Source organism: Mucilaginibacter robiniae (assembly GCF_012849215.1).
GTDB lineage: Bacteria > Bacteroidota > Bacteroidia > Sphingobacteriales > Sphingobacteriaceae > Mucilaginibacter > Mucilaginibacter robiniae.
The window spans coordinates 4,175,478-4,190,731 of the sequence record NZ_CP051682.1 but is presented as its reverse complement, the minus strand read 5'-3'; the positions used below and the strand labels follow the sequence as shown (position 1 = coordinate 4,190,731).

Sequence of the window (15,254 nt, the reverse complement as noted above, 5' to 3'; positions counted from 1 at the left end):
CGAAATTTGCGACCGCATGTTGAATTAATTACGCTTGCAGTCGGGCGCTAAGTCGTGCCATATCATCTTTTAACTTACTCTCAACGACCTTTGCATAGATTTGGGTAGTGGATAGTTTGCTATGCCCCAATAGCTTGCTAACCGTCTCTATAGGTACACCATTGGTTAAAGTTACCGTTGTAGCGAACGTATGTCGGGCGATATGGAAGGTAAGCGGTTTTGTTATGTCGCATGTGTCTGCTATTTCCTTTAAGTAGCTGTTCAGCTTCTGATTACTCAATGTCGGCAATACTTTACCCTCGGCCAGTGCCTGCGGATGGCCTTTGTATTTTTCTACTATGGCTAACGCCTTTGGTAACAAAGGGACTTTAACAGGCTCATTGGTCTTTTGCCTGTTGGTTACTATCCAAATATCATTTTCGGATTTTTGTATCAGGTTGGCAGGGGTTAGGTTAAATACATCAATGTAAGCCAGTCCCGTGTAGCAACTGAAAATAAAAAGGTCTTGCACAACCTGTAACCTGACAATGTTGAAATGCTTGTTTTCTATCCTTGCCAGCTCGTCTTTGGTCAAATACTCCCGTTCAACCTTATCAAATTTCAACTGATACGCCTGAAAGGGATTGCGGTCTATCCATTCCAGCCTTACGGCAAGATTGACCATCTTAAAAAACCGCTCGATATGTTTCATCAGGCCGTTGTTATTTAGCGGTTTTTGGCCTTTCTCCGGCGTTCTGTTCATCAGGTAATACTGAAAGTCGGTAATGAATTTATAGCTTAGCTCAGACAGGTATTTATCGCTTGTCTTAAACCGCTCTTTGATAAACTCCTTAATATACTTTTGGGTAGTGTAGTAATTCTTCATCGTGCCAGGTTCTAAGACACCAGACTGCTCTGCATTGTGATATTCCATCAATTTGCAGAGTGTAAACTCGGCTTGATCTCCACCGGTTACTTTTTCCTTTAACAGTTCGGCGGTGATGAACTTCTTTTGCAATAGAAGTTGCTGGTAACCCTCTACAATACCGGACTTAAATTGGTCAAGGTATTTGTTCAGCTTGGTAGTTTCTTCGCGGCTGCCCTTTGCCATTCCCTTAACAGGGTTCCAATTACTTTCCTCAATAGAACGTTTAACGGAAATTTCAATACGCTTGCCGTTTACGGTTATGCGGGCATAGATCGGTGATTTTCCTGCCTGATTGGTCTTTTGCTTTTTAAGGTAAAAGCTGGCGCCGAAGGTGTTGTTTGTAGTACTCATAGCTATTCTTGTTAATAATTTACAAAAGCATGGTTTGAACTGCTATGATATGTCCCTTGAAAAAGGGGTCCCGATCCGGCTGTAAAACAGCTATCAAATCGCATCAAAACAGGTCAAAATAATCTAATCAAATTATTGACTATCAATACGTTACAATGCCTTTGGTGACCCAAACCTAAGAATTAAAAATGGGTAACCGAATAGGTCTCATTTTCTTTGGATTTACTTGAATAACTTGGGCCAGAATAAAATAAAAAACCCCTTAAATCATACGATTTAAGGGGTTTTGCCGACTTTTAGTAGTCTAATTGTCGGGATGGCAGGATTCGAACCTGCGGCCTCCACATCCCAAATGTGGCGCGATACCGGGCTACGCTACATCCCGAAATGGATTGCAAAGGTAAACTTTTTGATTTAGTTTGCAAACTTTTTTAAAGAACTTTCTTTTTGCAACAGAACCAGCTTCGTGCCTGTTCTTTATTGTGGTGCAAAAGTACAATTTATATCAACAATTCAAATACAAAATATACTAATTTGAACTTCTCAAAACTAGAGCTCTGTATATCAATGAAATATTTTTTAATTATTTTACCTATCATCTCTACACAAAGCTTCTTATTTTTAATTGGTGTCGAATGCTAAAGGGCATAAAGGCTTTTTATCCCTAATTTTTTTCAGATAACTTAAATCTAAATTGGGCAAGTTTTCAAATTTGATGTTATTAGATATCATATAATCATAAAACAGTTTACTTGCTAAAACTTCCCCTGCATGAATACCATCTAACATGTAATCATCAGTAAGGCCTAGCTGTTTAGGTGTACAAAAAGGTATCACATGATAGCCTTTTTGTATTAACATATGCTGAATAGATAAATAGGGAAGAAAAATATCTTGGAACCCTTTATTCGTTATAGCATAATTATAAAAGTCGTTAGCTAATGGAGGACAGTATACAATCAAATTAATACGCATTTTCTTAATCAACGCAAAGTTCTGTAGCAGCATGGCTACTTTCTTAGCATCAACCTGCATGGGTTTGTTATATATGAATGTATTTCTTTTTAAATGCTCTTTATAGTTATAAAGGTCTGAATAATGATGACTCTTTATATAATTTTCAATTTGATTCCAGTTATGCATGCTGCCATCTCTACGATATCCTGTACCGTTCATACCAGCCATACCGTAAGCTTGCTTTAAGCAACTAGGTTTGTTGTTAAGATCTCCATCAATAAATTGGTGTAGTATTTCTTGTATAGCATTGACATGGTTATTTAAATTAAGCACTTCATCCTTATCTGGATCTGTTACATTGTTTTTATTATCGTTAAGATAATCTTTTTTAATCCAAGACGGATCAAACCCAAAAATGATAAGCTTAGGTTTGTGCACCATCTTTTTTTGCATCATATTAATGTAACTGTTAAAGTCATAAATATTTTTAACCATAAAGCCACCATTATAAAAGCGGTTCTCATATGGATGAAAGTAAAAATCACGATACTGCAAAACAACCGATATACCAAGCGTGATAATGTCCGGCTTTTTTATTTTCATCATTTCTGTCTTTAATCTTACATCAGGCGTATTAAAAAAAGATCTTGAAAAATAAATTTCTTTTTTGCTGGATAATTGCTTTTTTACAACAGTGCTTACAGGAACATCTTCTTTGTATTTATACAACAATACTTCACCAACTACAAAGTATAAAATAACAGGTATACTAAATATAGATACTCTGATTAAAAACTTCTTTATCATTAAAACTTGAAATAATAGAACGTGGCCTGACCGAAAAAACCGAAATACAAAATGGCGATTACAGTACAGAATTCTACAGCAATCCTATAGGGTCTATATAGCTTACTGATTTCGAATTGATGACTCTTGTGTTGTTGTATCCACTCAAATGCAAAAAACAAAACTAATATGATTACCCACTTCGTAGTGTCATGATCAGGCATGCTTAAGCCCTGAAACATGAATAGACGTTTGTAGTAAATAAATGCAACATGAACATCAGGTGCCCTAAACAAAACAGTAGTTAAAGCAACCAACAAAAATGTAAATACAATTGAAACTTTTGATAAGTAAGGATCTTCCTTCAGGTAAGTAATACCATTCTTTATAGTTGATGACCGTTTAGAAAGTATATTAGGGATGTAATATAAGCCATGTAATATACCGAATGTTACAAAAGTAAAGTTAGCACCATGCCATAAACCTATTAACACAAACAACAAAATAGTACAGTATAATCGCCACATTAAACGGTTCTTATTTCTACGAACAAGAGGCAGGTAAACATAATCTCTAAACCATGTGGTTAAAGATATATGCCAGCGTGTCCAAGCTTCAGGAATGGTTTTAGCGAAAAATGGAGTCTTAAAATTCGTAACTAGCTTAAATCCAAAAAGCTTTCCGGTACCAATAGCAATGTCTGAATATCCTGAAAAATCAGTATATAACTCGATGACAAAGAATATCATTCCCTTGAATAACTCACCGCTGGTAGCCGTTTGGTAGTTGTAAAAAATACTATTTACACGTAATGCTAAATGATCTGCAATAACCACCTTCTTAAAAACTCCATAAGCAATTTGCCTTAGCCCGTCAACAGCCTGATAATAGTTAAAATATCTTTTGTTTGATAGTTGAGGAACCAGCTGAGCTGCCCGCTCAATTGGACCTGCAAGCAATTGTGGAAAAAAGCTGGTAAAGCTTAAAAATACAACGTAATTAGTAGTTGGCGCAATTTTGCCTTTAAAGATATCTAATGAATAACTAAGCGTTTGAAAGGTAAAAAAGCTTAATCCAACTGGCAGTATAATATTTAACGTATGTAGATTGTCTTTAATCCCGATACTACCTAAAGCATCATGAAAAGATGATATAAAAAATTTAAAATATTTAAAGATAAATAGTACACCTATATTTAGGCATAAGCTTAAGTTTAAATATCTCCTTTTTACCAGTTTATCGGCCTTATACATTTTAATGCCAATAAAATAGTCAAGGTTTGCACAAACGAATATTAATAATAAGAACCTGTAATCCCACCAACCATAAAATATATAATTAGCAATTAGGATAAAAACATTTTGAACCTTTAAATTTTTATTTAAAGCCCAGTAAATTCCGAAAGTCACCATCAAAAAGATAGCGTAATCGATAGTAATAAAGTTCATTAAAGAAGTAGCTTATATAAATAGCTCAACAAAGAAAAGATTAAAAATTAACTTTTGATAAATAACAACAACTACAATTTATTACTTAACCGTATGCACTACCAGTTCACTTTTTTTCATTCCCTTAGCTGTTGCAGTAATAGTAATATTACCTTTGGCTTTTCCATCCGATTGTACAATCACTTGTGCTAAACCATTAAAAAGTTTTCTTTTCCAAGCAGGAGCTGGTACTGAATATTGTATCAGTCCCGGGTTGGTGTTTAATACATCCCAATCATGTTTTTTGCGCAATGGCAAGGTAACTATGGCCACCATATTTTTTCCCGCATGCAAATAGCGGCGATTGATGGTTATGATATCACCATTTTCGTGTGCATCTAGATTAGCTGCTACCAAATAACCATTCACATAAATGGATTGCTTTTTGCCTATGCTTTTGTAAAAGAAAGTAAGTGATGATTGCGACATGGTATCGGTTAAGGTTATTGTGCCTCTGTACACCCATGCTTTTTTACTCGTATCGGTTAAATCTGTAAAGGCCTTTTTCCATGAATGATCATCAAAACCTGGCATCACCTCTGCACGATTTAAAGTATCACTTACCGGTAATTCTTTCAAGTTTTCAATTGGCAAATTAACCAACAGTGGAAGGTATTTATCAGGCTCTAGAGATGTTGGGTTACCATTACCTACACCGATAATACGCCCTGACCCAGTTAAGTTAAAGGTAACTTCATTATTAGCATCTGGTATAGGCAGGCCTTTTTTATCTAGGGCACTTACGGCAATAATTGCAACATCTTTACCATCTGCCTTAATGGTATTTTTGTGCGCATTCATGGTAAGGCGTGCAGGCAAATCTGTGGTTTGTACCATTTCAGTTAACATGAGTTTGCCAGCAGTGTACCCTATTGCTTTCAACCGGCCTGCAGTATAAGGAACCTTCCACTCTAAATGCCCATTTTTGGGGATTAGCTTTTTTCCTTTACTCTTATCATTCAAAAATAGTTCTACCTCATCAAAATTGCTATAAACCCAAACATTTATTGGTTGCCCTTCCCTACCCTTCCAATTCCAATGTGGTAATATATGTAATACTGGCTTATTGCCCCACCAGGCTCTTAAATACCATACATCATCTTTAGGAAAGCCGCATTGATCGAGCATACCAAAATAAGATCCGATAGATGGCCAGCTATAAGGTGTAGGTTCACCACGATAATCAAACCCAGTCCAGATAAACATGCCTGCTAAAAATGGTCGTTTAACATAATAGTTCCATCCCTCCTCTATGCTATAGGCATTGGGGCGTGGCTTTGCATCATAAGCAGCTTTGTAATGCAAACTATCATTAGTAAAGTAAATGCCGCGGGTGGAAAAAGTTGAACCTTCTTCAGTACCCCAACCCTTTTGCCAAGGATATTTTTGATGTTGAGCATCCGGGTTTTCTTGTGCGATGTAATTAAATCCAATTAGTTCCATAACAGATGAAATACCCTGGCCCCATCCTCCACTAAAAGCAGCAGTAACAGCCCGAGTAGAATCTAAACTTTTAACATAAGCTTGCATGGTGGTAGCAATTCGGGCACCCGTTTCACTATTTTCTATCCCCCATTCTTCATTACCAATCGACCAGCTAATAACGCTTGGATGATTACCGTCACGTTGTATCAGCTTTTTCATATTGTCAAAATGATAATCGTTAATGCCCATCAATCTGTTTTCATCTATCACTAACATTCCCAAACTGTCGCAGGCATCCAGCAATTCGGGTGTTGGCGGATTATGAGAGCAACGGTACGCATTACTCCCCATCTCTTTAAGCTTTGCAATACGGTAGTATTGTAATTCATCAGGTATTGCAGTACCAACACCTGCATGTTCCTGATGATTATTAGTGCCCTTAATTTCAAACCGTTTACCATTCAGGTAAAAACCGGTATTGGCATCAAATCGAATTGTACGTATACCAAAACGTGTTTCATATTGATCAATGGGTACATTATTTTGCAAGATGGTTGTTACCAGTTTATACCGATAAGGAACATCAACCGACCACAAGTTCGGATGACTGATTGCAAGTGTATTCGTAAAATCCTCTTGTTTAAAAGCACTTAAAGATATCTGCCCTGTTTCCTGAGTAGCTACAACTCGCCCATTTTGATCATAAACAGCTTGCATAATTGTGAAAGTACTATTACTTCGACCATCGTTATTTACAGTTACTTTAGCATGAACAGTAGCTACATCATTATTTAAAGCTGTGCTAACAAATGTTCCATTGGTTGCCACATGCACCGGATTGGTTTTATTAAGCCATACATGGCGGTAAATGCCGGCACCTTCATAAAACCAACCTTCCTCCATGGTGGCATCAACTCTAACGGCAATCGTGTTGTCTCCGCCGTAATTCAGATAATCAGTAATATCATATTCAAAACCATTATAGCCACTGGGTTCAGTGCCCAAATAATGGCCATTCACCCAAACAATAGAATTACGGAATACACCACTAAAAGCAACAGTAATCCGTTTGCCAAAATCATCTTTAGCTATTCTAATTTTCTTGCGGTACCAGCCTATACTTTTTTCAGGAAAATTACGACCAATAGCTTTAAAGCCATGACTAAAACTTGCTTTTTCACTAAAGCTTGCTTCTACTGCCCAATCATGCGGCAGGTCTAGTTTTCTCCAAGGACGATCATCAAAATCGGGAGCAGCAGCACCATCACCATATCCTGCTTTAGCTAAATAAGAAAAATAGCTTGTTCCATTATTAAAATCCTTGTTTGTATCAAAAGGATGTCCGAAAGCAAAGCGCCAGCCTGTATCAATGTTAAGGTGCTCTCTAGTTTTTTGAAGTAACTTCTTACTTTGTGCATACATTGCCGAACAGTAGCACAAACTCAGCAAATACAAGCCTAAAAATTTTACACGCATTAAAAGGTAGATTTTACAGCCGAATTTAGATAATTAAGCAGGCTCAGCAAAATTCTACATTTTATTATACAAGCTAGTATTTACGATTTCTTTTAAGCCACAATAATGCACCTGTAACTGAAAGCACACCCGGTGTTAAGCCTAAAACAAGGTACAACCATTTAATCCAGTTACCACCATAAGCACCAATATGCAATTGATAAACTTCCCAGTCTGAACGCTTCTCAAAATTTTGTTGTTCTATAGGTGCAATACGCGTTAGCCTACCGGTTGTTGCATTGAAGAAAATAGAACTCGGCTTACCCTGAAGTAAAAAAAATGTAGTTTGAGGCATATGTCCTCTCACCATAATATCGTCACCCTGGGTTGCCGGTATATTCACGGCAATTGGTTGGAACCCTTTAACTACTTTTTTTGATTCGGCAATAACAGCATCCAAGTTGGCAGATATTACATAATTTACATGAGGTGGATGTAGCTTCCAGCCTACCGATGTAAACTCTTTACGGTTAAGCCAAAATCCAGTAAAAAACAGAATAAAGTTAAACAGGACAGACCATACGCCTATGATTCTGTGCAAGGTTGATACGGTTGTACGTCTGTTTTTAAACTTTAAACCTGCCTGCCACCTGAATGCCTCCCAAAAATGTTTACGATAAACGATGGTGCCTGTAATTAACGAGAACACCATAACTAAACCTACCATGCCGGTAAACAACTTACCTGGTATACCCAGTTGCAAACTGTAATGGAACGAGTATAGCCAGCGCATGAAAAACGGAGACAAATCTTGATAGTTGCCTTCTTTTAGTATTTTGCCGGTATAAGGATTTACAAACACGTAGTATAGGTAGTTCTCGGTAACATGCTGCTGATTTTTGTACAGCATAAACTCGTAACTATCGTATTTGTCTTGCGGAAAATCATGTAACACCAGCTTTTGTAAATTAGGATGAGTGCGCACCAGCATTCGGTAAATCTGATCAGCCGAAACTTGCTTTGATGCTGGTGTAAGATGGTGTAGTTCTGGATTAAAATGTCGTTCCATATTGCTCCTGAACATCAGCATAGAGCCTGTTAGTCCAAACAGCAGGAAAAAAAATCCTGCTGTAAGGCCAAGGCAGCCATGAAATTTAAATGCCCACTTAGTAATCTTACGTTTCATCGGCTATAGGGTTAGAAGTTATATCCTACACTGATGCGATACTCCCGGGGAGGATATGGCACATAAGCATACACACCAACCAGATTGGCTGCTGAAGGTGCGATCCATGCACTACCATAATTGAAACGGTTAAGAATGTTATTTACGATACCATTAACCGAAAACCGGTTATTCGACCAGCCAATACCACCATCCAGCCTGAAAATTGGAGCTAAATGAAGGTTTTCTATTTCGTACCTGCCCGCACGCCCCATTTGCAATTGATAGCCGCTAGATATTGAAAAGCCTTTCAATTCAGCAAACGGTAGCTTGTAGTTTAACCATGTATTCTGAATATGCTTAACCCGAAATGGGGTTGTCAGTCCAACTCTGGATGCATTTGCATCTTTAGAGATATGGCTATCTGTATAAGAATAATTGATAACAACGTTTAAACCTTTTACTATCTCCCCTTTTAAATCAAACTCTAAACCTTTTGACACAGTCTGTCCGATTTGAGACTGTTGATTAGTTGACGGATCAGTAACTTTAACATTATCGCGTGTAATATGGTATATAGATAAAGTAGTGTTCCATTTACCGTTTGACCAATCCTTTTTCAAACCAGCTTCTAGGTTTTTTCCTTTGAGCGGATTGAAAGCCTCTCCTGTTGTTACATTAACTCCGCTTTGTGGTGTAAAAGTTTGATCAAACAAGGCATAGGCCGAAAAGTCGGTCATTAATGAATAGCTTAGGCCAACTTTGGGTGTTAATGCGACATCATTGGTGCTACCTAAACTGTTTTTAGTAGGACTTTTAGTTACCTTAGTGTTAGAAAAAGTAAGTCTGGCTGCTACGGTTAACCTTAATTTATTGTTGAACATCCCTAACTCATCCTGTACGTAAGCTGCTTGGTAGCTGACGGCTTGTTGATCAGTAGCAATATCTAACAACTTACCTGTACGCACATTAGCATCAAAGGAGATTCCATACACCGGATTATTTGCATTTAAAAAATATAATGTTGGGTTAGCTGTTGGATCATTAAACCCAGAATAAGCTAGAAAGCTTTTATGGTTAATGTCTATTCCTCCCACAAAGTTATGGTGGATACTACCGGTAGAAAACACACCATTTACATAAGGCTGAATAGCTAAAACATCAGTATTTAATCGCTCATAAGTTGCTCTTCTCTTTATGTTGACAGCTGTAGAATCATATGTAGATACAAAAAAGTAGGTACCTTCTAAATGGTCGCGGGCATAAGCCGCGTTTACATGCAACTGCCAGTTTTTACTCAGCGCATTGTAGTAGCTTAAAAAGCCATTATTCTCTGTTGATTTATAGGGCTTCTTGTTAGGGTCATTAATACTGAAATCTATAGGTAATGAAGCAAAGCCATGAGGCGCAAAAACCGTTGCAAAGTATTGCTGAAAGCGCTGCGTTTGGAAAATATATTCGGCTGTGAGATAAGAATGGCTGTTGATATTATATCGTAAAACCGGATCAACCACTACTTTATCATTGAAATTATACTTTTGAAATGATTTAGCTTTTTGCCCGGCTGCATTCAGGCGATACTGCCATTTACCCGATTTATCCAGATTGCCATCCAAATCAGCACTTAGCTTATATAAGTTAAAGCTACCCGCAGTAAAGTTAATCTGGTGGGTGTTAGTACCCATAGGCTGCTTAGTCAATACGTTGTAAGAACCGGCAGGATCATTCAGCGCATTAATATAGCTTGACGGACCTTTAATAAACTCTACCCTACTTATGATTGACGCATCTTCAGGACTTGGGCCAGCATAAATCATAGACAAATCTAATCCGTTGCGCAAGGGTGTAATCATAGCACCACGCATAAAAACGTAAGAGGCATACAAATCAGCGTTGTTGTTACGCGTAGCACCACTTACATTGCGGGTTACACCTTCAATAAGGGTAAGTGCCTGCTGGTCGGCAATAATACTTTGATCAATTTCTTGAATATTCTGCGGTAATTGCAATAAAGGCGTATTTACTTTTAAAGTATTTGACGCTTTATCATGCTTATATTTTTTATAATATCTGGAAGAAACCGTTACTTCTTTTAAAGCATGGGTACTATCTTTTACAGCAAAAGAAGTATCTTTTTGCACGGCTTTGCCGGCTTGTGCCATAGCCGATGTAGTTAGCCAAGTACTGGCTAATAGGAGAAAAAATTTCATGAATATACAAAAGGGTAGTTAACAGGACATGCTTTTAGCATAGCCTGAAATAATGCTCAATAGCTATTCGAATGATTTCAACATTTGAATAACGAAACAAAAACATGCATATACGTTGCAGTCAAAACAGCATATGAATGCCGTTAACCATAAACAACATTTTATGCTCTTACCCGAGGTGGCTGGAAAACAGAAAAGGAATGTTGCACAACAGAAGGTATGCGATGCTGTGCGTAGGAAAGTTGAATATGCTGTATATATAAAGCAAGTTGAAACGGAACATGCGGCAAGGCTTCCTGATAGTGATTTTTCTGATCTTCACGCTCCTGCTTCTTTTCCTTTTCACTGGCCTCTTTCAACTTTTTCATCAAAAAGCAATGACCATTACAATGCAGCCACGGCCGAGATTTATTTTCACAGAGCATTTTGGCAATATAGCTTTGGTTAGCCTCAAACCCTGCATAAATAAAATACCGCGAGAAATTGGAACCGACCAGCGCAACAAGCAACCATATGACAAGTATCCGATTCAACATTTGCGAGCAAAGATAGTGATAATCCGTTCATATAATAATTCTGGAAAAATAGATTATGCTTTTAGACTATCGTTATAGCTGTTGTTAACAATGCATGAATACAATATAATGGGATTAATAACCCGATCAGCTTAATAAAGTAACTAGCACCTGTACTACATGTTACTTAATTTCACGAACAGCTAGAATTTGGTAATGCACCTACAGATATAATTATGATTTCACCAGGTGCATTAACACTTAATATCACCGGCAACATTCCCATCTGAACTTCTACGCTCTACAATGTTAATAGGATTTTATTTTAAATTAGATACGCATCAAAGACATTCATTAAGATGCTATTAAAAAGATTATCTCGTTGTTAAGTTCAACAACATTACAAACTTTCAACATTTATATAGCTCTGGTTGATTAATCACCTTAAAAAATTAAATTTGGACAAAACTTTTTAATTTTTTTTAAAAGGTATTTTGTTTGAATAAAATATTTCACTTACTTAGATTATTGCAGACAATTATTCTGCTTTGTTTATCAATATCAACATAGAATTATGTACGTATTGATAAACATGTGATTAAACCAATAAATAAGCTCAAATTAATGTTAAAACCCAACATCGTCGCTCTATGAAAAAAATCTGACTCTCATCCGGCACAAGTTACGCTCAGGGGAGCAACCTTCTGCAACGCCTTATATGGCCATTGACTACTTTTTAACAGTTGATTAAAGTCATTCACACAAACCAATGTATACGTATGAAATTTAGGAAACCCCTAAAAGGTAAAATGGATAGGTCTATCCTGCCCAAATTATCCCTCCCTCAAAAATTAATATTAGCCGGTGTCTTAGTGATCAATCTTGATGCTACGGCAGGAACAATCATCACGAAGTTTAAGCCTGAATTGCCTGCTCATACAGCTTCAGCATTAACTTTTAATCATCTACTTGCTGATGAGAAAGTTACAGGCAAAGTAACTGATGATAAAGGTCAGCCATTACCAGGTGTGTCCGTTAAAGTTAAAGGCAAACCAACAGGAACCGTTACCAACATAGACGGTGCATTCACCATTGACGCTCCTGAAAACGCCACTTTAGTAGTAACCTATGTCGGCTTCACTGCTCAGGAAGTTGCTGTAAACGGCCAGAATAGCGTTAACGTAAAATTACTCCCATCATCCAGTGCACTGAATGAAGTTGTGGTAACCGCCTTAGGTATTAAGCGTGAATCCAAATCATTAGGATACTCAACAACAACCGTAAGTGGCGAACAGTTAACCCAATCACGTGATGTTAATTTAGGTAATGCTTTAACAGGTAAAGTAGCAGGTGTAAGTGTTGCCAATAACGCCACCGGCCCAACAGGTAGTAGCCGTGTGGTGATTCGTGGTAATAGTTCATTAACTGGTAACAACCAGCCCTTGTACGTAATTGATGGTGTTCCTTTTGATAACACAAACCAAAATTCTGCCGGGCAATATGGCGGTTTGGATTTAGGTGATGGTTTATCAAACATTAATCCTGATGATATTGCGAACATACAGATTTTGAAAGGTGCAGCAGCTTCGGCCTTATATGGTTACCGCGGAGGAAATGGCGCTATCTTGATTACTACTAAAAGCGGTGCGAAAGGCAAGGCAGTTAGTGTTGAGCTAAACAATAATTTCACCTTTAACACCATAATTGACTATCGCGATTTTCAAACCACCTACGGGCAGGGCTCACAAGGTCTGAAACCAACCACAGCAGCATCGGCATTAAACACCGGTAACTCTAGCTGGGGTGCAAAACTTGATGGCTCTACAGCAGTAAACTTGCTTGGGCAGAACTATGCTTATTCATTAGGTCCGGATAATTGGAAAAACTTTTACAAAACAGGTCTTAACAACCAATCTTCAGTAGCTGTAAGTGGTTCAACTGATAAGATAAATTATCGTGTTGGTATATCAAATTTGTATAACAAATCCAATATTCCTAATTCGAACTTAAAGCAACAAGGTTTTAACATTAATACTACTTATAATATAAGCAAAAAATTACAATTTACCTTAACAGCAAATTACGTTTTTGAACAGGCTAAAAACCGAACGTTTTTGTCAGATGCATCAACCAACGTTAATGCAACGTTAATGTACCTTGCTAATTCATTCGATGTAAGATGGCTAAAACCAGGTGTAAAAGCTGATGGTACCGAACTTACTCCTACTAACGGATTATATTTTAATAACCCTTACTTCTTAACTGAATACCACCAAAATAGTACCGACAGAAATCGTTTAACTGGAGCTGCCACATTAAAATACAACATATTGGATTGGTTGTATGTGCAAGGCCAGGTGAGCCGAGACGGATACATCCTTGATTATAGAAAAGTTACGCCTACTGGTACAGCCTATGCTCCAGGTGGTGAACTTTCAGAATATGAACGCAACTATCATGAGCTCAACGGTAACTTCCTGATTGGGATGAATAAAAAGATTACTGAAGATTTCAGTATTACCGCTAACTTAGGTGGAAACTCTCAGGATGATGTTAATAAATCATATGGCTTAGATGGAACTGCTTCACCTTTTATATTACCTTATTTATATACAGCCAACAACATTGCTAATAGACCATATACGCAAACTTATACGCACTACCGTGTAAATTCATTTTATGGCTCAGTTGATTTAGGCTATAAAGATTGGCTCTTCTTGAATGTTACAGGCCGGAATGACTGGTTTTCAACATTAGCATCAAACAGCAACAGCTATTTTTATCCATCAGTTACCGGTAGCTTTGTTTTCAGCCAAGCTTTAAAACTGCCTACTTGGGTGAGCTTTGGTAAATTAAGAGCATCTTATGCTGCATCATCTAACGGTACCAGTGCTTATCAAAATTATTTAACTTATGGCATACGTACTTATACGACCAATGGTAATTCAATAGGTTACATAACTCAAAGTACTATTCCAAATGCTAACCTAAAGCCTGTTGATATTAAAGAACAGGAAGTTGGTTTAAATATGCAGTTTTTGGATAACCGATTAGGTTTTGACGTAGCTGTATATCACAAACAAACTACAGATGACATTGTAAGTGTATCTACCAGTAATGCATCTGGATACAATGCTGCTATTCAAAATGTTGGTAAAATCAGAAATAGAGGTATTGAATTTTTATTAACAGGTACACCTGTTAAAGCTAGAAACTTTAGCTGGAACTCATCATTCAATATTGCCTATAACAACAACAAAGTGCTGTATTTGGGCGAAGGTGTAAACTCTCTATCTATTGACGGTGCAATAGCCAATCGTGGTGATGGCGTTATTATCGCAAATGTTTTAGGCCGTTATTCCAGCCAAATTTTAGGTTATGCTTATTTACGTGATGCTAATGGTAATAAAATTTATGGCACTGACGGACAGCCTTTACGCACGTCTACCGTAGTGCCTTTAGGTTCTGGCATTTACAAAACAACAGGTGGTTTCAATAACGAATTCCGTTACAAGAATTTCTCTATGTCATTCTTGTTTGATTTCAAATATGGTGCTAAGATATACTCAGGTACTAACTTAGCATTGTACGCTGATGGTTTACAAAAAACCACTTTACAAGGTCGTGAAGGTGGTTATGTAGGTGTAGGAGTTACACAAGCCGGAACGCCAAATACCACAGCTGTTAATGCACAAACTTATTGGACTAATTTAACCGGTTCCAATAACATTGCAGAAGAATTTGTATATGATGCCAGCTTTATCAAACTGAGACAATTTATTGTTGGATATACTTTACCAACGTCTGTTTTTAAAGGTGGGTTTGTTAAAGGTGCAAGCATTTCTTTTGTAACCCGCAACTTAGCCACATTAATGAAACATACACCTAACATTGATCCAGAATCAAATTACAGCACTTCTAATGGACAGGGACTTGAAGCAAACGGTTATCCACCAACCAGAAGCCTTGGCTTTAACCTGAATGTTAAGTTCTAAT

General features: G+C 37.4%; 8 protein-coding genes and 1 tRNA gene. 1 reads left to right on the top strand and 8 read right to left on the bottom strand.

Annotation, left to right across the window (positions count from 1 at the left end):
• Window positions 1–28: 28 nt before the first annotated feature.
• The 8 genes from HH214_RS18315 to HH214_RS18280 form a co-directional block, all read right to left on the bottom strand.
• A complete protein-coding gene (locus HH214_RS18315) occupies window positions 29–1,258 on the bottom strand; it encodes a site-specific integrase (RefSeq protein WP_169610078.1) in 1,230 nt (409 codons plus the stop codon).
• Window positions 1,259–1,569: 311 nt separating this feature from the next.
• Window positions 1,570–1,643 (bottom strand) — tRNA-Pro (locus tag HH214_RS18310).
• Window positions 1,644–1,879: 236 nt separating this feature from the next.
• Complete coding sequence (locus HH214_RS18305; protein WP_169610076.1) at window positions 1,880–3,022, bottom strand: hypothetical protein; 1,143 nt, start codon at window positions 3,020–3,022, stop codon at window positions 1,880–1,882.
• Window positions 3,022–4,449 (bottom strand): MBOAT family O-acyltransferase, encoded by a 1,428-nt coding sequence (locus tag HH214_RS18300; RefSeq protein ID WP_169610074.1) that lies wholly within the window; start codon window positions 4,447–4,449, stop codon window positions 3,022–3,024. Before HH214_RS18300 ends, HH214_RS18305 begins: the two co-directional genes overlap by 1 nt.
• Before the next feature lie 81 nt (window positions 4,450–4,530).
• Window positions 4,531–7,389: a beta-galactosidase GalA gene (gene galA / locus HH214_RS18295; protein WP_211166250.1), complete on the bottom strand. Its 2,859-nt coding sequence runs from the start codon at window positions 7,387–7,389 to the stop codon at window positions 4,531–4,533.
• A 73-nt stretch (window positions 7,390–7,462) separates the two neighbouring features.
• A complete protein-coding gene (locus tag HH214_RS18290; RefSeq protein ID WP_169610072.1) occupies window positions 7,463–8,554 on the bottom strand; it encodes a PepSY-associated TM helix domain-containing protein in 1,092 nt (363 codons plus the stop codon).
• An 11-nt stretch (window positions 8,555–8,565) separates the two neighbouring features.
• Window positions 8,566–10,743, bottom strand: a complete 2,178-nt coding sequence (locus HH214_RS18285) for a TonB-dependent siderophore receptor (protein ID WP_169610070.1) — start codon at window positions 10,741–10,743, stop codon at window positions 8,566–8,568.
• A gap of 161 nt (window positions 10,744–10,904) precedes the next feature.
• On the bottom strand, window positions 10,905–11,111 hold the full coding sequence (locus tag HH214_RS18280; protein WP_169610069.1) for a hypothetical protein: 207 nt from the start codon (window positions 11,109–11,111) through the stop codon (window positions 10,905–10,907).
• A gap of 926 nt (window positions 11,112–12,037) precedes the next feature.
• Between HH214_RS18280 and HH214_RS18275 the strand changes: the two genes are divergently transcribed.
• The gene (locus tag HH214_RS18275) at window positions 12,038–15,253 is read left to right on the top strand and encodes a SusC/RagA family TonB-linked outer membrane protein (protein WP_248282140.1); all 3,216 of its coding nucleotides are present in this window, start codon (window positions 12,038–12,040) and stop codon (window positions 15,251–15,253) included.
• Window position 15,254: the final 1 nt, after the last annotated feature.

Excerpts from the sequence above, each read along its gene's own strand:
- HH214_RS18280 (WP_169610069.1), bottom strand. The coding sequence starts at position 11,111 with ATGAAAAAGTTGAAAGAGGCCAGTGAAAAGGAAAAGAAGCAGGAGCGT.
- HH214_RS18285 (WP_169610070.1), bottom strand. The coding sequence starts at position 10,743 with ATGAAATTTTTTCTCCTATTAGCCAGTACTTGGCTAACTACATCGGCT.
- galA (WP_211166250.1), bottom strand. The coding sequence starts at position 7,389 with ATGCGTGTAAAATTTTTAGGCTTGTATTTGCTGAGTTTGTGCTACTGT.
- HH214_RS18290 (WP_169610072.1), bottom strand. The coding sequence starts at position 8,554 with ATGAAACGTAAGATTACTAAGTGGGCATTTAAATTTCATGGCTGCCTT.
- HH214_RS18300 (WP_169610074.1), bottom strand. The coding sequence starts at position 4,449 with ATGAACTTTATTACTATCGATTACGCTATCTTTTTGATGGTGACTTTC.
- HH214_RS18275 (WP_248282140.1), top strand. The coding sequence starts at position 12,038 with ATGAAATTTAGGAAACCCCTAAAAGGTAAAATGGATAGGTCTATCCTG.
- HH214_RS18315 (WP_169610078.1), bottom strand. The coding sequence starts at position 1,258 with ATGAGTACTACAAACAACACCTTCGGCGCCAGCTTTTACCTTAAAAAG.
- HH214_RS18305 (WP_169610076.1), bottom strand. The coding sequence starts at position 3,022 with ATGATAAAGAAGTTTTTAATCAGAGTATCTATATTTAGTATACCTGTT.